Here is a 25,899-nt window from a genome sequence, read left to right as displayed (position 1 = left end):
AAAAGACAATGTTAAGAAGAAAATTTGGGTGCAGATTTGGGTTAAAAAAGGTTGATATTCATGGATCAAGCGGAAAAGTTGGGGGTAATCGAATAATTTGTTTCTTTTGTAGTTAATAGTAATTACAAATTCCCTTGAATCCAGCCGAACACACCCTTATCAGTTTTTTATTACCAGAAGGCATTCTGGATTATTTCAAAATACTCAAAGTCGAAAAAGAGTCGAAAGAGCTTCAGATCTTTCTTGAAGAGAAGAATGTAGCTCCCTCTGGTTACGGGATAACTGAGCTCGAATCAAAGGGCTTTCTTCCAGAAGTTTCCATTCAGGATTTTCCTATTCGTGGGCAAAAAGTTGCCTTACGTATCAAGAGACGTAGATGGACGGTAAAAAAGACTGGGTATATCATTAGTAGAGATTGGGATTTAGTAAGAAAAGGGACTCGGATGACTACGGAATTCGGTCTTTTTTTAAAAGGAATATTTGGATAACCACCCCATTAGCTGCTATCATTTAGGGCATTATTTCCAAATAGACGGCAAACAACTCCAGGAGCAATATAAAGAGCATATCAGTGATTATAATAGTTGGGATCAGAAAGGGCATGCGAATGATTGGATGCTTTTTGTAAAGAATGTGAGCCCCAGGCTCAGTATTGATGAAACAGCTTTATCCAATGGAGAGCTTTATACTATTGTAACCAATAAGGAAGCCAAAGGTAGAAAGAGTGCTATTGTAGCGATGATCAAGGGTACGGTGGCCGAAAACATTATATCTGTACTGAAAAAGATTCCGGAAAGACTGAGAAAACGGGTGCGGGAAGTAACCATGGATATGGCTGCCAACATGCAATTGGCCATAAAACGATGTTTTGTAAACGCGCATCGGGTAATTGATCGTTTCCATGTTCAGAAATTGGCTTATGATGCAGTTCAGGAAGTTAGGATAAAGTATCGTTGGGAGGCTATCGATGCAGAAAATGAGGATATCGCAACGGCAAAAAAGAACAAAACTGCTTACCATCCAGAAGTGTTGGCTAATGGAGATACTTTAAAGCAATTGCTGGCGCGGAGCAGGTATCTTTTGTTTAAACATCCCTCAAAATGGACACGGAATCAAGAACTTAGAGCAGAGCTACTTTTCATAAGGTATCCCAAATTAAAGAATGCATATAATATTGCCCAAAAATTGGGAGATATATTCAGGTTGTGCAAAAGTAAGGAACAGGCCTTTAAAAGATTGGCAATCTGGTATAATGAGGTCGAAGCATGCGGAATTGATTCCTTTAGGACTGTTGCCAGATCAATTCAATCGCATTACCTGTATATCCTTAACTTCTTTATTAACAGGGCTACAAATGCTTCTGCAGAATCTTGGATCAAGCGGAAAAGTTGGGGGTAATCGAATAATTTGTTTCTTTTGTAGTTAATAGTAATTACAAATTCCCTTGAATCCAGCCGAACAAACCCTTATCAGTTTTTTATTACCAGAAGGCATTCTGGATTATTTCGAAATACTCAAAGTCGAAAAAGAGTCGAAAGAGCTTCAGATCTTTCTTGAAGAGAAGAATATAGCTCCCTCTGGTTACGGGATAACTGAGCTCGAATCAAAGGGCTTTCTTCCAGAAGTTTCCATTCAGGATTTTCCTATTCGTGGGCAAAAAGTTGCCTTACGTATCAAGAGACGTAGATGGACGGTAAAAAAGACTGGGGATATCATTAGTAGAGATTGGGATTTAGTAAGAAAAGGGACTCGGATGACTACGGAATTCGGTCTTTTTTTAAAAGGAATATTTGGATAACCACCCCATTAGCTGCTATCATTTAGGGCATTATTTCCAAATAGACGGCAAACAACTCCAGGAGCAATATAAAGAGCACATCAGTGATTATAGTAGTTGGGATCAGAAAGGGCATGCGGATGATTGGATGCTTTTTGTAAACAATGTGAGCCCCAGGCTCAGTATTGATGAAACAGCTTTATCCAATGGAGAGCTTTATACTATTGTAACCAATAAGGAAGCCAAAGGTAGAAAGGGTGCTATTGTAGCGATGATCAAGGGTACGGTGGCCGAAAACATTATATCTGTACTGAAAAAGATTCCGGAAAGACTGAGAAAACGGGTGCGGGAAGTAACCATGGATATGGCTGCCAACATGCAATTGGCCATAAAACGATGTTTTGTAAACGCGCATCGGGTAATTGATCGTTTCCATGTTCAGAAATTGGCTTATGATGCAGTTCAGGAAGTTAGGATAAAGTATCGTTGGGAGGCTATCGATGCAGAAAATGAGGACATCGCAACGGCAAAAAAGAACAAAACTGCTTACCATCCAGAAGTGTTGGCTAATGGAGATACTTTAAAGCAATTGCTGGCGCGGAGCAGGTATCTTTTGTTTAAACATCCCTCAAAATGGACACGGAATCAAGAACTTAGAGCAGAGCTACTTTTCGAAAGGTATCCCAAATTAAAGAATGCATATAATATTGCCCAAAAATTGGGAGATATATTCAGATTGTGCAAAAGTAAGGAACAGGCCTTTAAAAGATTGGCAATCTGGTATAATGAGGTCGAAGCATGCGGAATTGATTCCTTTAGGACTGTTGCCAGATCAATTCAATCGCATTACCTGTATATCCTTAACTTCTTTATTAACAGGGCTACAAATGCTTCTGCAGAATCTTTCAATGCCAAGATCAAAGCCTTTAGAGCAACATCGAGAGGTGTAAGGGATATTAAGTTCTTCTTATTCAGATTATCGAAAATATATGCCTAAAGTTTAACTCCCCCCAACTTTTCCGCTTGATCCAGAATCTTTCAATGCCAAGATCAAAGCCTTTAGAGCAACATCGAGAGGTGTAAGGGATATTAAGTTTTTCTTATTCAGATTATCGAAAATATATGCCTAGAGTTTAACTCCCCCCCAACTTTTCCGCTTGATCCATATTCATTACCCCATTATAAACCCAATAAAAAAACAAAACCCCCTAAATGAACCATTTAGAGGGTTTTTGATACAGTTTGTATCTGTTTTTGTCGGGATGGCAGGATTCGAACCTACGACCTCCTGCTCCCAAAGCAGGCGCGATACCGGGCTACGCTACATCCCGAACTTGGTATCGATCTTTTTTTTATCCTGTTTTAAAAGTGGATAAACTTTTTGTCGGGATGGCAGGATTCGAACCTACGACCTCCTGCTCCCAAAGCAGGCGCGATACCGGGCTACGCTACATCCCGAACTTGGTATCTTCTCTTTTTTATCCTGTTTTAAAAGTGGATAAACTTTTTGTCGGGATGGCAGGATTCGAACCTACGACCTCCTGCTCCCAAAGCAGGCGCGATACCGGGCTACGCTACATCCCGAACTTGGTATCTTCTTTTCCCCTCTTTCGGAGGGATTGCAAATTGACGGTTTTAAATTGATAATACCACTTTTATTTGCAATTATTTTTGTTTCTGCGGAGAGGGCGGGATTCGAACCCGCGGTACCGTTACCAGTACGACAGTTTAGCAAACTGTTCCTTTCGGCCACTCAGGCACCTCTCCTTTCACCTTCAAAATTTTGTCCTACCGACCTTGTTTTGAGGTCTGCAAATATAGTAAAACAAGTTATCCAACAAAAAAAAATTACAAAATTTGTTGATAATCTATTCGCACATGATAGATACTCATAAGCATTGTCTTGAATATCAATTTGATAGTCTCGATATCTTTTAACGTTAAATCGCAGTCATCTAACTGATTTTGCTCCAATTTATAGTTAATTATCCTTTCAACGATGTCATTTATGTTCTGAGCATCGGGATTTTTCAGGCTTCTTGAGGCAGCTTCTACCGAATCTGCCAACATTAACACACCAGTTTCTTTACTAAAAGGGATCGGTCCGGGATAGCGGAAAATGTTTTCGTCGACAAATTTTTCGGGAGTATTTTTTAAAAACGATTGATAAAAATAATCAACACGGGTATTTCCATGGTGCGTTCTGATAAAATCAATAATCGCTTCAGGTATTTGATTTTTTCTCAATATTTCAATCCCTTTGTGCACATGCTGAATAATAATTTGCGCACTTTGCTCATATGGCAATTTATCGTGCGGACTTACAGCAGTATTCTGGTTTTCGATAAAATATTGCGGATTATCCACCTTACCAATATCATGGTATAATGCACCAGCCCTTACCAGCACCGAGTTACCCCCTATTTTAAATATGGCAGCCTCAGCAAGGTTTGCCACCTGTAATGAATGCTGAAACGTTCCAGGAGCTTTAAAAGCTAGTTCTCGCAAAAGTTTATTATTGGTATTGGTCAGCTCGATTAAGGCCACATCAGATGTGATGCCGAAAATACGTTCGAAAAGATAGATTAGAGGATAAGCCAGTAGTGATAACAGTACGCTAAACACAAAAGGAATAAAATTGATCCACTCTATTTCACGGAAAGAACCTTCGCGCAATAGCGCAATCCCAACAAATGAAACAAAGTAAGCCATAAGTATAAACAAGGCCGAAACCAGAAACCTTTCGCGCTTAACAAAGTTTTTAATGCTGAATATAGCCACCATCCCGGCCGTAACCTGATAAAACACAAATTCGAAGCTGTTGGCCACAAAAAAACCTGCAATTAAAATCACCAGCATATGCAGGTAAAGTGCCAAACGTGTATCGAAGAGGATCCTGATTATAATAGGCACCACGCAAAACGGAATGTAATATAAACTGGGAATTTCCATTTTAATGGCCCAGGTTAAAGCAAGCAACATCCCCGTGGTTACAATCAGGATTAATGATAACTGGCGGTTATCGGCAAAAATGTCCTTCCTGAAAAGGAAAAGGAACGACATTAAAATGGTTAATACAAAACCCACCAAAACCACCTGCCCTAAATAAACGAGTGCCCTGCTGCCTATGGTTTTGGTTTGCGCATCATAAGTGGCTTTATAAGATTCTAATTTTTGATAAATTTCTTCATCAATCACATCATTTTTGGCCACAATAAGTTCACCTTTTTGTACCATTCCTCTTGTGGTAGAGATGTTGTTAATGGTATTATCCTGTATGGTTTGGGTTAGGCGTTCATCAAAAACAATGTTTGGTGTAATGTGATCTATGGCCAGGTTTGCCACCAGATCGTCCATAACCTGGTTAGATGCTTTAAAGTTTTCTTTGAAGAAATTCAATGCAGTTTCTGCGGTAAAAACATCCTGCGTATTTTTCTCTTGTGCTACATTATTCTCCATTAACGAAAAATCGTAGTTTTTACCACCGGTTTGGTGTTTTACATTTAAGCTGATAATGCCTCTCTGGTAAATATTCTGCAGCAACTTATAAGCGTTGCTTTTATATACATCTTTATCTTTTTCGTTAAGTTGCTTGGTTTTCCACTTTACATCAAACTCATTGGCAAATTCTTCCAAAGCATTGGCGGTAATGCTCCTATCAAGTTGATAAACAGGTAATATATCTTTTAAAGCATTTTTTTTATCGGCACTAACCTGAGGATTGGTTTTTAAGATGGCAAAGCTGAAAGGCGAAATCAGGTCCTTATTTTTCCATACCGCATTTTTTTCAAATTCGTACCTAAACCTGGGTTGCTTGGGCAGAAAGAGCGTGATAATGAAAACAGTAAATATCATCATCACATATTTTAGGTTTGATGAATATTTACGATAAAGGATTTTATGTGAGTTTCTCTTGATTTTAGCCAAAACGATGTATTTATTGTACTGTCAAAAATAACATTTTTATCTAATATACATTTTAGAGATTTTGTTTGCAATTACCAGATTTTATATTTTACTTTATGATATCAAATTAATATCAATTATGTATCAAGAAAAAATTATCAGCCCTCCATCCGGGTATTTAACATTTGCACTATCCATCGCACTATTGGGTGCATCAATTTTCTGTTTTATATCGGAAATTTTTCTCTGGGGCGGGATTTTGCTCGCGGTAGATTTATTTTTAATATTCCCCGGCTTTTTAATTATCAATCCCAATCAATCCATGGTGCTCACCCTGTTTGGTAAATATCTGGGTACCGTTAAACAAGATGGTTTTTTCTGGGTAAATCCGTTAACCACTAAAAGACGCCTTTCGCTTAAAGCCAATAACCTGAACGGGCAACAATTAAAAGTGAATGATAAGCTTGGAAATCCCATTGAGATTGCTGCTGTAGTGGTTTGGAAAGTAAATGAAACGGCAAAAGCTGTTTTTTCTGTAGAAAATTACATGCAATATGTAAACATCCAAAGTGAAGCTGCAGTTAGGCACCTGGCCAATATTTTCCCTTACGACCATGCTGAGGGCGAGGAAACCAGCATTACCTTAAAAGATGGCGCCGAAAAAGTAAGTGAATTATTGGAAAATGAACTGAACGAACGTTTATCAAGAGCAGGCATTGAAGTTTTGGAAGCCAGAATTTCTCACTTAGCCTATGCGCCCGAAATTGCCAGTGCCATGTTACAGCGCCAGCAAGCTACCGCCGTTATTGCAGCCCGTAAATTAATTGTAGAAGGTGCTGTGGGCATGGTAGAAATGGCATTGGAAAAATTATCACAAAAAGGAATAGTTGATCTTGATGAAGAACGCAAAGCTGCTATGGTGAGCAATTTATTGGTTGTTTTATGTGGCGATCGCCATGTGCAACCCGTGGTAAATACAGGAACCTTATACAATTAGGTAAAATGGAATTCGAGGAAAAACAAGGTTTAAAACTTTGGTGGCTTTATGTTTTACTGGCAATCGATGCTGTTATGGTGCTGAGTATTGTGCTTTTTGATAAAGGCGGAATGAGTTTCGAAACTTTAAAATCCACTTACTTTGCTCCATTTTGGGCGGTAATGCTTCCTTTTGCGATCATTTTTATGCTTCAAAAAAACAAATTGACTGTGCAAATCGGGAGCCAAGGCATTTCCTATAAATATTTTCCGTTTCAGAGAAAATTTAAATTGTTAAACTGGATCAACATGGAAAAGGTTTACATCAATAAATATGATGCTTTAGGTGATTATGGTGGATTTGGTGTGCGGAACAGGCTTTGGTTTAAATTTAATGATAAAGCCTATATTTTTAACGATAAAAACAAAGGTTTACAGATTGAATTTAAAAACGGAAAAAAATTATTGTTCAGTTCCAATAAAATAGAAGACCTTGAAATTTTCCTGATTAATTTGAAAAAGAGATATAATATACAAGCAATACAATAAGAATGGCGGAGAAAGATAAAAAGGCTTTTGTATTAAGAATTAGTGCTGCTTTATTAAAAGAAGTAGAAACCTGGGCTGCCGATGAGTTTAGGAGTACCAACGGGCAGATTGAGTTTTTACTTACCCAGGCGTTGAAATCGCGAAAGAAAGGGAAAACGAAAGAAGAATAAATTGCGAATTGTTATTTGTTCACTGAAAACTGGGCAAGTGATAACTGGCAACTGGCAACTGTAAACTGATTATTATCAACTGCAAACTGGTAACTGATTATTATCAACTGTAAACTGATTTGGGCGTTACCCCATACCGATGAAAAATCGATATGGGGTCGGGCTTTTCAGGGCTGCGCTATGCTTTGGTACCGATGAAGGATCGGTACTGAACCCTTACAATCCCTAACGCAAAACCCATCGTTTTAAATAAATTTAATTTCTGCACCTGGCAACCACGTCAAAAGCCCATTTTTTTATCGGTTGAGGAATTGAAAGGATTACAGGACTAAATATTGCCATTTATAACTGGCAATTATTAACTGCAAACTGATTAAGGCTTTTCAGGGCTGCGCTACGCTTCGGTACCGATGAAGGATCGGTACTGAACCCTTACAATCCCTAACGCAAAACCCACCGTTTTAAATATATTCAATTTTTGCACCTGGCAACCAGGCCTAAAGCACACTGTATCAGGTAATTTAAACCTGATAGAACGGAAAGCCCGCAACCCGATTTTTCATCGGGTGAGGACTTGAAGGGATAGCAGGACCGCAGACAGCCATTTATACGGAACCAATCCTTTTCAAAAAAAACAACTAACCAAGCACATTTAACTTTCTTGATTTAACTAATAAAAATGCAATATCAATGTGCTAAATGAATTTCTAATACGTTATTTATAAGCCTTACAGGCTTTGGAAACCTGCAGGGTTTAACTAACTTAGCGGCCTAACCAAAAATTCATAAAAATTTGCACATGAAAGAAGTTGTAATTGTATCAGCTGTAAGAACACCTATTGGCAGTTTTGGAGGCTCATTAGCTCAGTTTTCTGCCCCTCAACTTGGTGGTTTTGCTATAAAAGCAGCCATCGAAAAAGCTGGTTTAAAGCCAGATCAAATTCAGGAGGTTTATATGGGCAACGTATTATCTGCTAATTTGGGTCAGGCACCAGCCACACAAGCTGCAAAATTTGCGGGCTTACCAGATTTACCTGCAACCACCATAAATAAAGTATGCGCATCGGGTACAAAAGCCATCATGCTTGCCGCACAAAGTATTGCCAACGGTGATAACGACATAATTGTTGCAGGCGGAATGGAAAGCATGAGCAATGTGCCATATTACCTTGATAAAGCAAGGAACGGTTACAGGTTAGGCCACGGACAGCTAACTGATGGGCTTGTAAAAGATGGTTTATGGGATGTTTATAATGATTACCATATGGGCAATGCTGCCGAACTTTGTGCAACAGAATGTAATATCAGTCGCGAAGCGCAGGATAATTTTGCCATCACATCATATAAAAGAGCACAAGCTGCACAAACATCTGGCAAATTTGCCGGCGAAATTATAGCGGTAGAGGTAAAAGATCGTAAAGGTGATATTACTGTGGTTGATACGGATGATGAGCCTACAGCGGTTAAATTTGACAAAATACCTTCGCTGAAACCTGTTTTCAAAAAAGATGGAACAGTAACGGCAGCAAATGCATCTACACTTAATGATGGTGCTGCTGCTTTGGTTTTAATGAGTGCAGATAAAGCAAAAGAACTGGATTTAACACCTTTGGCTAAAATTTTAGGCTATGCAGATGCACAGCAGGCCCCAGAATGGTTTACAACGGCCCCATCAAAAGCCATTCCGCTGGCTTTGCATAAAGCAAATGTTGATATTAAAAATGTTGATTATTTTGAAATTAACGAGGCTTTTTCTGTAGTTTCTTTGGCTAACAATCAATTATTGAACTTAAACGAAGATCAGGTTAATGTAAACGGTGGCGCAGTATCGTTAGGGCATCCGCTTGGTGCTTCCGGAGCCAGAATTGTAGTTACTTTACTTTCGGTATTGGCACAAAATGAAGGAAAAATAGGCGTTGCAGGAATTTGTAACGGGGGTGGCGGCGCAAGCGCATTAGTTATCGAAAAGTTATAATTTTGGGTCGGCTAATTATTATGGGCCGTTAATTGCATATGAAACATTACAGCTTTTATATCCTTTTCATTACCGCATTGCTCAGCTTTAACTTAAAAGCACAGCAAAGCCCAAATAAATTGGTTATTTTTCAGGATACGCTGATTAAAATTTCTGCAAATGTTGTTGCAGCGCAAAGTGATGACCAGAAATTAGCAATAAATGGCAAATTTGTAAAAACTTTGGTTGAAGCTTTAAAAGCACCTAATTCTTTTGCATTCGCCTTTGATTCACTCAAAAATGTATCGGTAATTAAATCTCCAGACCAGGCTTTCAGGATATTAAGCTGGTATGTACTATTGGAAAATGGCAACTATCGTTATTATGGTGCCATACAACTGAATACCAAAAGCGGCCCGTTAAAACTTTACCCACTAATCGATCAGACTGAAAATCTGAACGATCCAAATATCATTACCAACAACCAGAAATGGTTTGGCGCGAGGTATTACGAAATTGTTCCGGTAACGAGTGGCAACCGAATGCCTTATTACGTACTTTTAGGCTGGAAAGGAAACACACAGGCAACTACTAAAAAGGTAATTGAGGTGCTTTCTTTTGATAAGGACAACCTTACTTTTGGTGCTCCGGTTTTTGACGGAAAAGAACTGAAAGGAAAGAACAGGATGATATTTGAATATGCAAAATCGAATGCCATGACTTTGAAAACGGATTTAAAAGCGGGCATGATTGTATTTGATCACCTGGCCTCTTTTGATCCTGAAATAAAAGACAAATTCGAATATTATGGATCGGATGGTACTTTTGATGGTTTTAAAATTATTGGCGGAAAATTAAAACTGCAAGAAGACCTGACACTTAACAACGATCCTGATGCGAGCGACGAACTTTATGCCGACCCAAAGAAAAATGTAAAACCCATCCGAAAGTTCTGATTTTTAACACAGCTTAACTAAATCATTACCTTACACATTACTTAAAAATTTGTGAGTTTGCCAATCGCTGACTATATTGCGCCCTGCTAAACTAGCTTAAACAACACACAAATTCTGAATTCATAAACTAAAACCAACAAATGTTTTATGCAAACATCTAATGAAACCATTAGTATTGACCATGATAAGGAACTAGACCTCCATTTAAACAGTCAAGGCGTTTCACCCGAAAAATTATTTAGCCATCCGGTTGGCCTTTTTGTACTCTTTTTTACCGAAATGTGGGAAAGATTTAGTTACTATGGAATGCGTGCCATTCTGGTTTTATTCCTGATTAGTGATTTAAGCAAAAACGGTTGGGGCTGGCCACGGCCAGAAGCCTTACAGCTTTATGCTATTTATACAGGTTTAGTATACTTTACACCAATACTTGGTGGTTTAATTGCCGATAGATTTACAGGTTATAGAAAAGCTGTTATCATCGGCGCTTTTATTATGACGTTAGGCCATGCTGCAATGGCAATGGAAGGCATCAGCACCAACTTCTTTTATATTGGTTTACTATTGTTAATTATCGGTAACGGATTTTTTAAACCAAATATTTCCTCAATTGTAGGTAAACTATATCCACCAATCAGTGATAAAAAAGATAGTGCTTACGCTATTTTTTACATGGGTATTAACTCCGGAGCATTTATCGGCATGTTAATGTGTGGTTATATCGGCGAAAAAGTAGGCTGGCATTATGGTTTCGGCCTTGCTGGTATTTTTATGCTTTTTGGTATGCTACAGTTTTATTTCGCTCAGAAAATTTTTGGAGTAATCGGCTCTGCTGTTGATAAAACCAAAGCAGTCGAAAAGGCAGATCCTACTGTTGAAGAAATTCCTGCAAAGGTTAGAAGTCAACGTTTATGGGTGATTGCTATTTTATCTATTTTTACCATTTTCTTCTGGATGGTATTCGAACAGGCAGGTGGTTCAATGACCATTTTTGCTAAAGATTATACGCTCAGAAACTTAACCGGCGGAGCAGCAACTACCTTTAAATGGGTTGATGCGATTTTAACCATATTTCCATTGGTAGCTGTAACTTTCGTACTGCTTTCGTTAGCTGGAAAAATTTTCAAAAAATATCCTGCAACCATTTTATTTACACTATTGAGTTTTGCCATCATCTGGGTGTTGGCAATCTGGAAGGTAAGCAGAGAAATGGGATCGGTAAGTACCGAAGTTCCTGCTTCATGGTTCAGTGTATTAAACTCTTTCTTTATTGTATCCTTGGCCCCTATTGTTTCAAAAATCTGGGAAACCAAATTTAATCCTAGCGGACCTGTAAAATTCGGTTTTGGATTGATTTTCGTTGGTATCGGTTTTGCAGGTTTAGCTTATGGCGGCTCATCAATTCCACAAGGAGCTACCTCCGCTGAAGTAAGTTTATTCTGGTTAATTTTTGCATATTTCTTCCACACTGTTGGCGAGTTGTGCATCTCTCCTGTCGGATTATCTTATGTGAGTAAGCTTGCACCTTCAAACCTTGTTGGTTTAATGTTTGGTGTATTTTTTACCTGTACCGCTATTGGTAATTATTTAGCTGGTGCAACCGGATCTTTGATTGACAAAATAAGTTCTGCTTATTCAATTTCTACATTCTTCTTAATATTCACCATAATACCAATTGTTGCGGGTTTAATTATGTTTGCTATAAGCCCTATTTTGCGCAAATGGATGCATGGTGTTCACTAATCAAAAATATATTTTTACCAAAAAGCCCGATCTACAATCGGGCTTTTAATTTTTAAACCAATTTAATGGAAAAAACAGTTTCAATAGAAGATATTCAAAATTTTGAGGGTAAATATCCAAAACAGCTCTGGCATTTATCGCTGGTAGAAATGTGGGAGCGTTTCTGTTTTTATGGCATGCGCGGGGTATTGGCTTTCTTCATGGTTGAACAATTGGGCCTGAGCGATCAAAAATCAAATTTACAATACGGTGCCATACAAGCTTTTGTGTATGCTTTTACCTTTATAGGTGGTATTTTTGCCGATAAGATTTTGGGCTTCAGGAAATCGTTATTCTGGGGTGGTTCTTTAATGATTATTGGCAACCTGGTTCTGGCTTTTTCTCCGCACGATCTTTTTTATGTAGGCATTACTTTATCTATTATCGGAACAGGTTTTTTTAAACCCAATGTTTCCTCAATGGTAGGCGAATTGTACCATGAAAAGGATAACCGCAGAGATGCTGGCTATGGTCTTTTTTATGCCGGAATAAATGTTGGTGGTTTGCTGGGCGGCGCAATGTGCATTTACCTGGGCAAATATTATAACTGGCATTTGTGTTTCTTATCGGCTGCATTGGTGATGATGTTTGGCTTGGGCACCTTCATTTTTACTAAAAAACATTTAGGGCCTATCGGAAATTCTCCGTTATTGCACCTAAAAAAATCAAGACAACAGTTTTCAGAAATTGCCGTTTACGCAGGGTCGATATTGTGCATCCCGTTGATTTACATTATGGTAAAAAATACCGCTTTTACCGATTATTTCATGTACACGATTGGCGCTGTGGCTTTAATTTATTTCTTGTTCGAAACCTTTAAAATTAAAGACAAAAAGGCTCAATACAAGCTGTTGGCTGCTTTCGTTTTTATATTCTGTTACTTTATTTTCATGGCTATATCCGAGCAAAGCGGTGGTTCCCTGTCTTTGTTTGCGAAGGATAACCTTGATCATAAAATATTATTCTTTAATATCGACCCCAATGTGGTAAACAATAGTGTTAACTCATTATTTGTAATTGTTTTTAGTCCGATTGTAGGTATTTTATGGTTGGGATTGTATAAACGCAAAATTGAACCGAACACTGTTGTAAAATTCGGGATCGGTTTCCTGCTACTGGCGGTAAGTTTTTATGTGTTTTATGCCACAAGATTCTTCGCAAATGCACAAGGCATAACTTCTTTAAACGTTTTTACCCTCGCCTATTTATTGTTAACCCTCGGCGAACTTTGTTTGGGGCCGATTGGCATGTCGATAATTACGAAACTTTCTCCAAAGAAAATGTTTGGAATGATGATGGGACTTTGGTTTTTATCTAGTGCTTTTGGCCAGTTGGCTGCCGGAAAGTTAGGCGCAGAGATGTCGAGTATTGATCATGCTTCATTGTCTACAAAGTTAATGGCCTATACTGAAGGTTATAAATCTTTGGCCATATATTCTTTAATTGCAGGTTTGGCGCTGATTATTTTTTCACAACTGGTTAAAAGGTTGATGCAGGAAGTGCGGTAGAAAATAAAGTGTTATCCTTAGCGCAGTTGAAGGATAATCTTTTCTATCACTCAGAGAGAAAAATCTTAGCCTTTGCTTAGATCGAGTATTGTTAGAAGAGGTGGGCATTTTGGAAACGAGGGAACAGTAGTTCTTGGAGGCCTGCTATCCCGCCATTCGCTATAGTCCATACGAAAAGTCGGGAGCTGCCGCTGCTGTCGGGTTTAGGAACAAAGGTTTGTACCTAGAAAAATGAAGGTTAAAGCTCGAAGGGATTTAAATAACAATCCGGATTACAAACCCACACCAATGAGAAGCTGAAAAACTTAGTTGAACACGCTAATCATTCCGAATTAATGAATTTTCATAAAGGTTTCACTTTTAATATTTACTTTCGCAGTTTAAAAGCAAAATATAATTCAATTATATACATTCAAAGCTTAATTATTAAATAACCACAAGCAACGTGTCAGATAGTTTAGTCATCATACCTACTTATAACGAGAAGGAAAATATTGAAAAGATCATTAGAAAGGTTTTTTCTTTAACACAACCTTTTCATGTTTTAATTATTGATGACGGTTCTCCGGATGGAACTGCTGAAATCGTTAAATCGTTACAGGCTGAGTACGAGGGGCATTTATTTATCGAAGAACGTGCAGGCAAACAAGGTTTAGGTACAGCATATATATATGGCTTTAATTGGGCTTTGCAAAGAGATTATGCTTACATTTTTGAAATGGACGCAGATTTTTCACATAATCCGGATGATTTGGCCCGCTTGCGAGAGGCTTGCGTAAATGGTGCAGATGTGGCCATAGGCTCGCGTTATGTTAAGGGTGTAAATGTAGTAAACTGGCCTATGGGAAGGGTTTTAATGTCGTACTTTGCTTCGATGTATGTGCGTTTTATTACCCGGATCAACATTCAGGATGCAACTGCAGGTTTTAAATGTTACCGTAGAATTGTATTGGAAACCATTCCGTTAAATAAAATTAAATTTGTGGGTTATGCCTTTCAAATCGAAATGAAGTTTACCGCCATTAAATTTGGTTTTAAAGTGGTAGAAGTTCCCATCATTTTTACCGACCGCACCGAAGGTACATCCAAAATGAGCACCCGTATTTTTAGGGAAGCCTTTTTAGGTGTAATACAAATGAAAGTTTGGAGTTGGTTTAGGAATTATAAAAGGGAATCTTAAGTTTGGAGCCTGGAGTTTAGAGTTCCTAAATGCAGAAAATTTAAATTTGGGACTGGAAAACAGGAGTTGGATTTCTAAGTACCTAGTTGTTTGCTCTTTGCGAGACTCCTAACTAAAAACTCCAAACTCACAACTTACTTTCCCGAGTCTTAAGTTTGGAGCTGGGAGCCGTTCCTAAATGCTGAATAATTTAAATTTGGGACTCGAAAACAGGAGTTGGATTCTAAGTACCTAGCTGTTTGCTCTTTGCGAGACTCCGAACTAAAAACTCCAAACTCACAACTCACTTTCCAGAATCTTAAGTTTGGAGCTGGGAGCCTAGAGTTTAGAGTTCCTAAATGCCGAATAATTTAAATTTGGGACTGGAAAGCAGAAGCTGGGAGTTCTAAGTACATAGCTGTTTGCTCTTTGCGAGACTCCGAACTCCAAACTCACAACTTACTTTCCCGAGTCTTAAGTTTGGAGCTGGGAGCCTGGAGTTTAGCGTTCCTAAATGCCGAATAATTTAGTTTGGGACTGGAAAACAGGAGCTGGGATTTCTAAGTACCTAGCTGTTTGCTCTTTGCGAGACTCCGAACTAAAAACTCCAAACTCATAACTTACTTTCCGCAGTCTTAAGTTTGGAGCTGGGAGCCTGGAGTTTAGAGTTCCTAAATACCGAATAATTTAAATTTGGGACTGGAAAACAGGAGTTGGATTTCTAAGCACATAGCTGTTTGCTCTTTGCGAGACTCCGAACTAAAAACTCACAACTCACTTTCCGGAGTCTTAAGTTTGGAGCTGGGAGCCTAGAGTTCCTAAATGCTGAATAATTTAAATTTGGGACTGGAAAACAGGAGTTGGGATTTCTAAGTACCTAGTTGTTTGCTCTTTGCGAGACTCCGAACTAAAAACTTCAAACTCACAACTTACTTTCCCGAGTCTTATGTTTGGAGCTGGGAGCATGGAGTTTAGAGTTCCTAAATGCTGAATAATTTAAATTTGGGACTGGAAAACATGAGTTGGGATTTCTAAGTACCTAGTTGTTTGCTCTTTGCGAGACTCCGAACTAAAAACTCCAAACTCACAACTTACTTTCCCTTATCATTGTACCAAAATCCTGTCCTTTATCCATCGCTTTAACCGTCATCACAATTCTTTTGGTGCGTGTAGGTTCTGTTTTGGCTTGATTAATCCAGTTGATGTAATAGTTCTGGTGCGACTTAGGCTGTTTTAAAAAGTTATGCATTAAATGTTCTTCTTCTGATAGACAGATGTCGAGATCTTCGGGCATTTCGACCTTGAAATCTTTATCTTCTTCTAAATAAAGCTCAACAACAGCACCAGATTCCTTTTTTAGTTTTTTACGGACTTCGCTTTTTAAAGCTATTATAAAATCACCCTCACCCATGGGAGTGGTTGCCATTCCGGCAACTTCAAGTTGATCTATCTTACCCTTTACCCTAAAACTTTTTTTGCAACCAGGCTTAATTTCGTTTGCCAATGCCGCCGGAACAAACACATAACTCCAGCCAGTTTTTTCACCCATGCTCTCAAAACGTTCTATCTCTGCTTTAAAGTGGATCATGGTTTAAAGATAAATATTATGTTTTAATTTGTAAATGAATAATACTTTAGCAATAGTAGATTACTTTATAAAAAGATTATTAATAACACAGCGTCATCTCGACTGAAGCGCAGCGGAATGGAGAGATCTATTGATATTGGGGTTTCATTACTGCGATGTTTCCGATCGAAAGCATTCTCTAAATGATCATTCATTACAATTTATCACCGCAAAAACCTTGGTTTATATATTTATCACGTTGAGCTTGTCAGAAACGCTTTGAGGGAATTTAAGCAAACCCTTCCACAAGCTTAGGATGACACTTTTGTTTAAGATATGTACTGAATTAATATAAAAAGGTCTGTGGAGACACAGACCTTGGAGTTAGGAAAGATATTATCGACTGAAGTGCAGCGGAATGGAGAGATCTATTGATATTGGGGTTTCATTACGGCGATGTTCCGATCGAAAGCTTTCTTTAAATGATCATTCATTACAATTTATCACCGCAAAAACCTTGGTTTATATATTTGTCACGTTGATTTTTTCGAAACGCTTTGAGGGGAATTTAAGCAAGCCCTTCCACAAGCTCAGGATAACACTTTTGTTTAAGATTTATACTGAATTAATATAAAAGGTCTGTGGAGACACAGACCTTGGAGTTAGGAAAGATATTATCGACTGAAGAGGAGCGGAATGGAGAGATCTCACGATAAAATATCTGAGGCAGATTTCTCGGCTACGCTCGAAATGACGACTTAATTGTTATTTATATTTTCTGAAAAATTAAAAGAAAATTAATTCAACCGCATAACAGAATTCATAAAATTATTAATCGGCTCAAAAACAACCCAATTTATGAGCCGATTAGCAGGATTAATCGGCTCATTATCTTCGAATCAGGTTTTAAAACTACTTAACAGTGTACTTTTTGTTTTAATTAATTAAGGAATTTAGGACTAATTCTGTGAAGGGAAGAATTTTTAAGGGTTACACTTAAGGGGGCTTTTATTTGATTTTATAGCGCATGTTGTAGCGACCGTATAAGATTGCTTCGTCGGCTGAAAAAGCCTTCTCGCAATGACGATACCCATAGGATATTCATTTCTTTAAAACCATGTCACTTATATTTTTATAAATAAATTATCCCTCAGGATGACACCATTGTTTAAAATAGGTAGTGAATAAATATAAAAAGGGTTGTGGAGACACAGACCTTGGAGTTATAAAACAAGCAGATTTCTCGGCTACACCCGTAATGACGACTCAATTCTAAGCTTATTTCCCCTAATGATGCTTAATCAATCGCTACAGGGTTCATCCGGATATCCAGCTTGGCAAATTTTAGAACTTCGATACTTTGAAAGCCAAAATCTTCTACTACCTTTCCTAAAATAAGGTAACAGCCTTTTCCCTTAAAAGGATACATAGGTGTGGAATTGGGAAAGTGGGTGGTATCAAAAAAGTCGCCATTGGTATCTAAAAAAGTACCGAACCACATTTTGGTATTCTTAATGGTATGTACTGTTTTTTCGCATACATAATTACCAACCATCCTTACTGTTTTACCCAAATGTTTATGCATATCTGCGGCCATGGTATCGCCCCTGTAAGGTGTTTTCAGAAAATCGAACATGTTATAATTAAGCGGATAACCCAATAATTCCAATTCCGTGTAGGCATTTTCCAGTTCGGAATCTGCCAGTTCGGGAAGCTGGTAAGTTTTGTAACTTAGTTTAAAAAGTTCGGCATGGTTTACTTTCTTCTGCTTAAAGCCTAAGTAATTGTGCACATCCCAAAGCAGGGTTTTACGGTCTTTGCCTGTAAAACGCAGCGCGCCCAAACGGATTAAAATAATGGCTTGTTCAAGGGAAATGCAGGTGCGTTTCACAAAATCTTCGAGATCGAGATATTTTCCGTTTGCCTTCCGTTCTTGCGGAATGGTCTGAATGTATTTTCCTTCTAAACCCTGGATACCAATAAAACCCAGATAGGCATCTTCGCCATTGATGTTTACCACTTCATCACTACGGTTAACACAGGGTAAATGTACTTTCGCACCAGTTTTCTGCAATTCGTGCACGTACACCCATCTGCTGTAAAAGCCACCATAATTATTAAGCACGGCTACCATAAACTCCATTGGATGATAGGTTTTGAGGTATAAACTCTGATAACTTTCTACCGCAAAAGATGCAGAATGGGCTTTAGAAAAGCTATATCCTGCAAAAGAGGAGATTTGCCGCCATACTTCTGTAATGAGCTCTTCGGAGTGGCCTTCTTTCCGGGCGGAGGCAAAAAACTTTTTTACCAGTTCCTCGAAAGCAAGTTTTGAACGGTATTTACCACTCATGGCTTTACGAAGAATATCAGCATCAGACAGATCCAAACCTGCAAAATAATGGCAAACTTTAATCACATCTTCCTGGTATACCATTACGCCATAGGTTTCGCTAAGCCGCTCTTTCATCACTTCGCAAAGGTATATCACCTTATCGGGTGCATGGTAGCGTTCTATATACGATTTCATCATACCCGAGCTGGCCACACCTGGCCGGATAATTGAACTGGCGGCCACAAGGGTGAGGTAATTTTCGCATTTTAGCTTTTTGAGCAATTGCCTCATTGCTGGCGATTCGATGTAAAAACACCCTATGGGCTGACCTTCTTTAAGGATAGCATTTAATTTCCGGTCTGTTTTAAACGTTTTAAAATCGTGTATATCAATATTCAGGTCTTTATTTTTCTTAATCAGTTGTACGGCCTCGCGAATGTGCCCAATACCGCGCTGACTTAAAATATCGAATTTCTCATAACCAATGGCTTCAGCTTCATACATATCCCATTGAACGGTTGGAAAACCTTTTGCGGGCATATCCAAAGCGGTATAATAGGTAATCGGTTCTTCGGAAATCAAAATCCCCCCGGCATGGATAGATCGCTGGTTGGGCATTCCTTTCATGTATTGGTATACAGCCAGCAGCTTCTTGTAAGTAGCATTCAGCAAGTTTTCGCGCTCTTTTGTAGGATCGGTAAAACCATCAATTTCTCCCTTGGGCAAACCCAACACTTTACCGATTTCCCTGATGATTGCCCGATCTTTAAAAGTGCTCATGGTACCCAAAAAAGCAACATGCCATTTAGGATAGCGGCTAAAAATATAACGCTGTATTACTTCGCGTTCATCCCATGAAAAATCGATATCAAAATCTGGCGGACTGGTTCTTTTTTCGTGGAGAAAACGTTCGAAGTACAAATCAAGATCAATCGGATCTACATCTGTAATGCGCAAGCAATAGGCTACAATACTGTTTGCGCCTGAGCCACGGCCAACATGATAGAAACCACAGGTATTCATGGCATAGTTTACAATGTCGTGAGTGATCAGAAAATAAGCACAAAAGTTTTTAAGTTCAATAATCCGCAATTCTTTTTCCAAACGCTTAACGGCTTCCGGATTGTTTTCGCCATAGCGGTATTTTAACCCTTCTTCGGCCAGCTCGCGAAGCATTTTTTTATCTCCGGCCAAGCCTTCGCTGGTGTAGAAAAGCTTATTTTTAGATTTAGGCACCGCACTATCTTCAAAATAGGCACTTAAATCGCAACTGTTTATCAGTTTTTGTGTGTTTTGAACAATAAAAGGGTATTGTTCAAATTTCTGCGTGAGAACTGCTTCTGGAATGAGGCATTCGTCTGCATCGCATTTTTGTTCTTCGGGTACTTTACTTAAAAGCGTATTGAGCTCAATGGCTCTAAAATACTGGTGCAAACGGTGGGTAATTTTATCATTTACAGTAACGGGATGCCACACCAGCAATTTTTCTTTTTGCTTTAAAAGCGGGTGCTGATACAAAAGGTTAAGCTGTTTGGCGCGGATTCCTACAAATTCATTTTCCTTTAGTGTTTTATTTAAAGTTTTTTGAAAGGGATATACAATGTATACGTTTTCCATTTCGGGCGGAATTTGGGGCAAGGGGATGTGGTTGATGTTGTGGTGACTCAAAAATTCATTTAATTCGCGCATGCCCTCCCTGTTTCTGGCAATACCCACATACAACAACCTGTTGTTGAGCCTGAATTCGATACCTGCTACCGGCTTAAGCTGATATGGAATGTTCCCTTTATGTATTTCATCAGCCTCTTTGGCAATCCCCTGCCTGTAGCATTCACGTATAAATTCTACTGCACCGGTTGAATTGTTGATATCGGTTAATACCATCTGGTGAATGCCAAGCGATCGCGCAGTAGCAATCAACTGCTCAACACTCAGCGTGCCATATTTCAGGCTATATGAAGAATGCACATTTAAAAACATCGCTAATCATATGATTTTGTACCCTTTGTACCTTTTTCGCTCATAAAACTCCTGATTTTGGATCGTTTTCTTACTTCCAAATCTTCTTTCGGCTCTCCTTCTTCCGTATTCCCAATCAGCACTTTCTTTTTTCGGGGATTGTATTTTATCACTTTTCCTTTTTCATCGCGGGGTGGCTGCGTAACTATGCAGGCTTTTACCACTGCTTCGGCACCGTAGTGATTGCGCACCTTATCCATAGCCTGGTAAAGACTGTATTCTTCTTCGGCAATATTATATAAACCAATCTGCTCGTAACCGCTTACCAAATGCGAAAGCTTTACCCCCACCAAACGCAGCAACATCCGTTTTGAATATAATTTTTCGAACAGGTTATGTGCCTTGCTGATCAAAAACGAATCGAGTGAGGTGTATGGAATTCTTTCCTGCTGGGTAACTGTTTCAAAATTGGTATAACGTACGGTTACGGTAATGCAGGCGGTTAGTTTTTTTTGGTTGCGCAACTGAAAAGTTAATCCGGTAACCATACCGGTAATAATGGCTTTCAGTTTGGCCATATCCATCGTATCGCTTTCGAAAGTGGCTTGTGTACCTATTGATTTTCTTTCGCGGTAAGGCACAACCGGCGAAAGGTCGATCCCGTTGGCTTTTTGCCATAAACTTAATCCCTGCTGACCCAATATTTTAAACATTAACTGTTGCGGAATCTGTGTGAGGGTAAGGATTTCGCGCACTCCCATTTCGCTCAGTTTTTTATAGGTGGCATGGCCGATACCCGGAATTTTATGAATGGCCAGCGGATCGAGAAATGGCCGCAGTTCGGGATAGGTAACCTGCAATTCGCCATCCGGTTTTGATTCGTTTGTAGCAATTTTGGCTACGGTTTTGTTGATGGATAAGCCAAAGGAAATGGGCAGGCCCATCTCTCTGATAATTGTTTGCCTGAGTTCGGATGCAAACTTCATGCAACCAAAAAAGCGGTCCATACCCGTCATATCAATATAGTGCTCATCAATGCTGGCTTTCTCGAAAAGCGGAACTTTATCGGCAATAATTTCGGTGATCTCGTGCGAGGCCTTTGAATACTCTTCCATATCGCCTTTTAAAAATATTGCCCCCGGACAAAGTAGTTTGGCCGTACGCCCGGGCATTGCCGAGTGTACCCCGTATTTGCGCGCCTCGTAACTGCAGGATGCGACTACGCCCCTATCACCGCCGCCCCCAATAATAACCGGTTTCCCAATTAAATTGGAATTCTTTCTAATTTCTACCGACACAAAAAATGCATCCTGATCCATATGAATAATCTGCCTTTCTTTTTCCATTTCTGTACAATTGGGATGATTGAGATCAAAAATACTAATATAATTAGTTTTATTAATGATATCAACCTTTAACTTATGAACATAATACTAACAATTTTAGTTTTAATGTTTGTTATCAAAAAGGGTTTTGCAACGGAAATATGGGAAGACAGAAATAGCATTTGTACCTTACCTCCTACATAGATCGAAAAAAAATCAGTATCGATTGCGAGACGTTCACTGTGCTTTGCAAACCTTCCAGTATCAATTGCGCAAGCTTCAGTATCGATTGCGAGGCGTTCACTGTGCTTTGCGAACCTTCCAGTATCAATTGCGCAAGCTTCAGTATCGATTGCGAGGCGTTCAATGTCCTTTGCGAACCTTCCAGTATCGATTGCGCAAGCTTCAGTATCGATTGCGAGACGTTCACTGTGCTTTGCGAACCTTCCAGTATCAATTGCGAGACGTTCATAGTGTCGAAGGACTTTAACCACAGATTAACATGGTTCATTTTTGCCACGGAAACACAGAAAGCACGGAGAATCCATAGATTCTAATCCTATGGTCGTGTCATCCTGCGTCATTGCGAGAAGGCTTTTTTAGCCGACGAATCAATCTTTATGGCAAAGATCACTAGCATATAGTCGAAGGGCTTTAACCACAGATTTACACAGAGATCATTTTTTGCCACGGAAACACAGAAAGCAGAGAGAATTCATAGATTGTAATTCCATGGTCGTGTCATCCTGCGTCATTGCGAGAAGGCTTTTTCAGCCGACGAAGCAATCTTTATGGCGAGGCTTACTAGCATGTAGTCGAAGGACTTTAACCACAGATTTACACCGTTCAGTTTTTGCCACGGAAACACAGAAAGCACGGAGAATTCATAGATTGTAATCCTGTGTCATTTTGCGTCATTGCGAGAAGGCTTTTTCAGCCGACGAAGCAATCTTTATGGAAAGGCTCACTAGCGTGAAAGATTGCTTCGTACCTCAGCAATAACGACCGCTTTACTGCTTTACGATTTTAAACTCCGTACGCCTGTTCAACTGATGATCTGTTTCGCTACACGCTACCCCATTGGCACATTTGTTAAGCAGTTGGGTTTCGCCATAACCTTTGGCGGTGATGCGGTTTTTATCAATGCCTTTTGAGATAATGTACTGAACTGCCGATTCTGCTCTTTTTTGCGATAGGTTCAGGTTGTAGCCATCTTTACCCCTGCTGTCGGTGTGCGAACCCAGTTCGATCCAGATCGTCGGGTTATCGGTCATGATCTTAACCAGTTTGTCGAGTTCAACCGCTGCATCTGCACGGATGTTCCATTTATCAAAATCGTAATAAATGTTTTCAATCCTGATGCCCTTATCAATTACAATAGCTTCCAGATACAAATCCTGGTTGAGCACACTAGAAGTGGTTAAACCAATGGTAGCCAGGTTTTCCACATCAGATCGGTAACCGGTTTTCTCTGCCGAAACATTGTATTCTGTTTCTTTGGCCAGGTTGAATCTGTAGCTGCCGTTTTCATCGGTTTCTGTTTTCAGGATCGAGCCGTTTACTTTCGCCAGGCTCACTAAAGCGCCTGCAATAGGCTGGTTGCTGTTCTTGTCGAAAACCCTTCCCTCCAAGTTAAATGCCAGGATCATTTTCTGATCGATGGTGTAAATATCATCACTGCCCATGCCGCCCTCGCGGTTGGAAGACAGGTAAACAATGCCTCCCTTTTCATTCAGGCTGAAACCGAAATCATCCTGCGGGGAGTTTAAAGGATAGCCTAGGTTTTCAATCCGGCCAATGCTGCCACCTTCCCTCAGGGCCATGAAAACATCAAGTCCACCCATCCCGGTCCGGCCGTCGCTGGAGAAATAAAAGTTATCTTTTTCATCAAATACCGGACTTCTGTCGTTCCCCTCCGTATTCACCTCTTTCAGGTTGATGGGTTTGCCCCATGCGCCTGCATCGGTTTTAAGGCATACATAAATATCTGTAGCACCAACTCCACCGGGCATATTCGAAGCAAAGTAAAGGCTGTTGCCATCTTTGGTAATGAAGGGATCGCCCACAGAATAACCGTTCACATCATTGTATGCAAAAGAAACAGGTTCGCCCCAAATGCCATCCGTACCCTTGGTGCTGCTGTAAATTTCCACATTTACGGTTGTAGGTTTGTTCTTTACTTTTTCCAGTTCGCTGGAGATCCGTGTTAAGGTAAAATACATGGTTTTGCCGTCGCCCGTAAAACTTGCCGAACCTACATGGTACCTTGTGCCCGCTTTTAGAGGGAACAACTGTAAACTGTCGGTTGGTGAAGGTTTTACATACAGTTTCAGGTATCCGTTGCCCGTCCATCCGTAAACCTGTTTGTCCGGTTCCTTCGGTCCGTCGAAACGTAAAAAAGGTTTGTTTTCCTGTTCAGATGTTAGACCTTTGATAGATCTATCAGAAGTAAAAACCACCCCGCCCTGATAGTCAACCGCACCCCAGTCAGACTGTGCACTGTTCAACGCCACCTGGTTCACCAGCTCAATTTTCTTCGGGTTCCTGATCCATTTCAAAGCCGAATCGCAGGAAGAGACCCAAACGGCCTGCTGCTTTTCCGGTACGTCTTTCTTTTTATCGATGTAATTCAGATACTGAACTTTCGCCTCACTGTATTTCGAATTGCTCTGCAATGCCCTGGCATAGCCCAAAATATTTTCCGGTCTGCTGCCCGGCATCTGAGAGGCGATGGCATACCAGCTTTCGGCCTGTTTATAGTTGTAAACCATGGCATAGGCACTGGCCAGACGCTCTGCCGCATGCAGGGATTTTTTCTTTTGATAGGCCTGTTCGTAAAGATCAACCGCTTTGCTGTAGTTGAACAGTCCGTAAGCTTTGTCGGCATCTTTTATTACATACTGCGCCCTGGCCGGAAAACCGGTTGCAAACAGAAAATATGCAGAAAGGCAGGCTCCTATTAAAATTCTTTTCATTGTGATCAGATTACTGGATGTTGTTGTTTAAAATACCCTTGGGGTTGCCATTCTCACGTTCGGTTTGATGAACGAATAAGATAGTGAGATCTCATGCGTTCCGCCGCTGTAACCTTGCAAAGGGCCAACGGAAAAGTCGTAACCGTAACCGATCCTGATCTTTTCCGATGGGAAGATCTGGATCGCGGCCACAGCGGAGTTCCTTGGCGTAAGGTCTTTCTGCAGGTAGCTTTTATCATAAAGTTTAACCCCGGTACGGTAAGAACCGCCCACCCATAAAAAATCCTTGATCAGCAGGAAGGCGTTCACATCCAGACTGGTAGGGCCGCCCCGGTCATCCTTTATCAGAAAGGAAGGCTTGATCTGGAAATCCTCAGATAGCGGGAACAAAGCACCGGCGGTCAGATAATAATGCGGTTTTGGCTGTGGGATAAAGGCATAGCGGTCGATGTTGATGTAGGTGGCGATCAGGTTGTCAACCGAAAAGCCTGCATAATACCTGTCGTTTGCAAAATAAACCCCTGCCCTTGCATCGGGCACAATAGTACTCTGCATGCCCACGGGCTGGTTGGGCTCCGGGTTGTTCGGGTTCAGCATTGAGCCGTCAATCCCCAACTGTACCATGCCAATACCGAGGCCTAAAGCCAATCTTGAGCTTCCGTCGTCGTTCATCCTGATGCGGTAAGCATAGTTGCCGTAAATGCTCAGGTTGTTCTGCGCACCAAGTTTATCGCTGGCCACCTGAAGGGCCAAACCCACGTTGCCGCTGTTGGCAATGGCATCAACCGCGAGCGACATGCTCCTCGGTGCCCCGGTAATGCCCGTCCACTGGCTCCGGTAAAAACTGTGCACATTCAGCACTTCCTTATATCCTGCGTAAGCCGGGTTGATATAAATCCCGTTGAACATATACTGGCTGTACTGGGCATCCTGTTGTGCAGATGCCGGCCGCGAAAGCAACAAAAACGAACCTGCTATTAACAATATTAATTTCTTCATCAT

At 40.0% G+C, this 25,899-nt stretch carries 18 protein-coding genes and 4 tRNA genes; 12 read left to right on the top strand and 10 right to left on the bottom strand.

Annotated features, from left to right (window positions below):
* Nucleotides 1-134: 134 nt before the first annotated feature.
* The 4 genes from ACZZZW_RS14505 to ACZZZW_RS14490 are packed head-to-tail and all read left to right on the top strand — an operon-like array spanning nt 135 to nt 2,774.
* Entirely contained in the window at nt 135-488 is a 354-nt protein-coding gene (locus ACZZZW_RS14505) for an ISAon1 family transposase N-terminal region protein (RefSeq protein WP_463494367.1), read from the top strand.
* Nucleotides 481-1,398 (top strand): ISAon1 family transposase, encoded by a 918-nt coding sequence (locus tag ACZZZW_RS14500; protein ID WP_463494365.1) that lies wholly within the window; start codon nt 481-483, stop codon nt 1,396-1,398. Before ACZZZW_RS14505 ends, ACZZZW_RS14500 begins: the two co-directional genes overlap by 8 nt.
* A 46-nt stretch (nt 1,399-1,444) precedes the next feature.
* Nucleotides 1,445-1,798 (top strand): ISAon1 family transposase N-terminal region protein, encoded by a 354-nt coding sequence (locus tag ACZZZW_RS14495; RefSeq protein ID WP_463494363.1) that lies wholly within the window; start codon nt 1,445-1,447, stop codon nt 1,796-1,798.
* The gene (locus ACZZZW_RS14490; RefSeq protein WP_463494361.1) at nt 1,791-2,774 is read left to right on the top strand and encodes an ISAon1 family transposase; all 984 of its coding nucleotides are present in this window, start codon (nt 1,791-1,793) and stop codon (nt 2,772-2,774) included. Before ACZZZW_RS14495 ends, ACZZZW_RS14490 begins: the two co-directional genes overlap by 8 nt.
* A 260-nt stretch (nt 2,775-3,034) precedes the next feature.
* On the opposite strand, the gene ACZZZW_RS14485 is transcribed toward ACZZZW_RS14490, so the two are convergent.
* From ACZZZW_RS14485 to ACZZZW_RS14465, 5 genes are all read right to left on the bottom strand, one after another.
* Nucleotides 3,035-3,108, bottom strand: a tRNA-Pro gene (locus tag ACZZZW_RS14485).
* Nucleotides 3,109-3,161: 53 nt separating this feature from the next.
* Nucleotides 3,162-3,235 (bottom strand) — tRNA-Pro (locus ACZZZW_RS14480).
* 52 nt (nt 3,236-3,287) lie between these two features.
* A tRNA-Pro gene (locus ACZZZW_RS14475) sits at nt 3,288-3,361 on the bottom strand.
* A 96-nt stretch (nt 3,362-3,457) separates the two neighbouring features.
* A tRNA-Ser gene (locus ACZZZW_RS14470) sits at nt 3,458-3,544 on the bottom strand.
* An 81-nt stretch (nt 3,545-3,625) separates the two neighbouring features.
* The gene (locus ACZZZW_RS14465) at nt 3,626-5,632 is read right to left on the bottom strand and encodes an HD family phosphohydrolase (RefSeq protein ID WP_157255471.1); all 2,007 of its coding nucleotides are present in this window, start codon (nt 5,630-5,632) and stop codon (nt 3,626-3,628) included.
* 190 nt (nt 5,633-5,822) lie between these two features.
* Between ACZZZW_RS14465 and ACZZZW_RS14460 the strand changes: the two genes are divergently transcribed.
* The 8 genes from ACZZZW_RS14460 to ACZZZW_RS14425 all read left to right on the top strand — a co-directional run bounded on the left by ACZZZW_RS14460 (nt 5,823) and on the right by ACZZZW_RS14425 (nt 14,757).
* Nucleotides 5,823-6,680: an SPFH domain-containing protein gene (locus ACZZZW_RS14460; RefSeq protein ID WP_055912012.1), complete on the top strand. Its 858-nt coding sequence runs from the start codon at nt 5,823-5,825 to the stop codon at nt 6,678-6,680.
* Between the two features lie 5 nt (nt 6,681-6,685).
* Complete coding sequence (locus tag ACZZZW_RS14455) at nt 6,686-7,207, top strand: hypothetical protein (protein WP_463494359.1); 522 nt, start codon at nt 6,686-6,688, stop codon at nt 7,205-7,207.
* Nucleotides 7,208-7,209: 2 nt separating this feature from the next.
* Entirely contained in the window at nt 7,210-7,377 is a 168-nt protein-coding gene (locus ACZZZW_RS14450; protein ID WP_082458824.1) for a type II toxin-antitoxin system antitoxin, read from the top strand.
* Between the two features lie 799 nt (nt 7,378-8,176).
* Nucleotides 8,177-9,352 (top strand): acetyl-CoA C-acyltransferase, encoded by a 1,176-nt coding sequence (locus tag ACZZZW_RS14445; protein WP_463494357.1) that lies wholly within the window; start codon nt 8,177-8,179, stop codon nt 9,350-9,352.
* 38 nt (nt 9,353-9,390) lie between these two features.
* The gene (locus tag ACZZZW_RS14440; RefSeq protein ID WP_463494355.1) at nt 9,391-10,287 is read left to right on the top strand and encodes a hypothetical protein; all 897 of its coding nucleotides are present in this window, start codon (nt 9,391-9,393) and stop codon (nt 10,285-10,287) included.
* A gap of 147 nt (nt 10,288-10,434) precedes the next feature.
* A complete protein-coding gene (locus tag ACZZZW_RS14435; RefSeq protein ID WP_463494353.1) occupies nt 10,435-12,030 on the top strand; it encodes a peptide MFS transporter in 1,596 nt (531 codons plus the stop codon).
* Nucleotides 12,031-12,095: 65 nt separating this feature from the next.
* Nucleotides 12,096-13,577 carry a peptide MFS transporter gene (locus tag ACZZZW_RS14430; protein WP_463494351.1) on the top strand — a complete coding sequence of 494 codons (1,482 nt, stop codon included), beginning with the start codon at nt 12,096-12,098 and terminating at the stop codon, nt 13,575-13,577.
* Between the two features lie 445 nt (nt 13,578-14,022).
* Complete coding sequence (locus ACZZZW_RS14425) at nt 14,023-14,757, top strand: polyprenol monophosphomannose synthase (protein ID WP_463494349.1); 735 nt, start codon at nt 14,023-14,025, stop codon at nt 14,755-14,757.
* 1,063 nt (nt 14,758-15,820) lie between these two features.
* On the opposite strand, the gene ACZZZW_RS14420 is transcribed toward ACZZZW_RS14425, so the two are convergent.
* The 5 genes from ACZZZW_RS14420 to ACZZZW_RS14400 form a co-directional block, all read right to left on the bottom strand.
* Nucleotides 15,821-16,324, bottom strand: coding sequence for a YdeI/OmpD-associated family protein (locus tag ACZZZW_RS14420; protein ID WP_463494347.1), 504 nt, complete (start codon nt 16,322-16,324; stop codon nt 15,821-15,823).
* Nucleotides 16,325-17,600: 1,276 nt separating this feature from the next.
* Nucleotides 17,601-20,606 carry a DNA polymerase III subunit alpha gene (gene dnaE / locus ACZZZW_RS14415; RefSeq protein ID WP_463494345.1) on the bottom strand — a complete coding sequence of 1,002 codons (3,006 nt, stop codon included), beginning with the start codon at nt 20,604-20,606 and terminating at the stop codon, nt 17,601-17,603.
* Between the two features lie 14 nt (nt 20,607-20,620).
* On the bottom strand, nt 20,621-21,943 hold the full coding sequence (gene dinB / locus ACZZZW_RS14410) for a DNA polymerase IV (RefSeq protein WP_463494343.1): 1,323 nt from the start codon (nt 21,941-21,943) through the stop codon (nt 20,621-20,623).
* A 989-nt stretch (nt 21,944-22,932) separates the two neighbouring features.
* Complete coding sequence (locus ACZZZW_RS14405) at nt 22,933-24,897, bottom strand: OmpA family protein (RefSeq protein WP_463494341.1); 1,965 nt, start codon at nt 24,895-24,897, stop codon at nt 22,933-22,935.
* Between the two features lie 27 nt (nt 24,898-24,924).
* On the bottom strand, nt 24,925-25,899 hold the full coding sequence (locus tag ACZZZW_RS14400) for a PorP/SprF family type IX secretion system membrane protein (RefSeq protein WP_235526140.1): 975 nt from the start codon (nt 25,897-25,899) through the stop codon (nt 24,925-24,927).

It is taken from the genome of Pedobacter sp. AC379 (genome assembly GCF_979258145.1).
Note: the sequence above shows the minus strand (reverse complement) of the source record. Positions and strands in the feature narration are given on the sequence as shown.